The 255-nt window shown below is 59.2% G+C and carries 1 pseudogene; it reads left to right on the top strand.

The features are described from left to right. Positions 1-255: pseudogene (locus AACY45_RS29085) on the top strand (hypothetical protein); the annotation flags it as partial.

Here is a 255-nt window from a genome sequence, read left to right as displayed (position 1 = left end):
ACGCCAAAAATACCATTTACCCTCCGCGCGGCGGGGTGCGGGTTACTCCGCTGATCAACGGCGAGGAGGCTTTCGGTGCGGTCTACGAGGCCATCGAGGCGGCGTACAAGAGTGTCGAAATCATCAGCTGGGGATTTGACCCGGCGATGCGCTTCAAACCCGGTAGCGATCGCATCGGTGAACTGCTGGATGCTCGAGGTCGCCGAGGCATCAAGACCCGTGTGCTGATCTGGAAAAATCCGCTGGCCAACTTTG

It is taken from the genome of Pseudomonas sp. RA_35y_Pfl2_P32, from assembly GCF_963970735.1.
Lineage (GTDB): Bacteria > Pseudomonadota > Gammaproteobacteria > Pseudomonadales > Pseudomonadaceae > Aquipseudomonas.
Note: the sequence above shows the minus strand (reverse complement) of the source record. Positions and strands in the feature narration are given on the sequence as shown.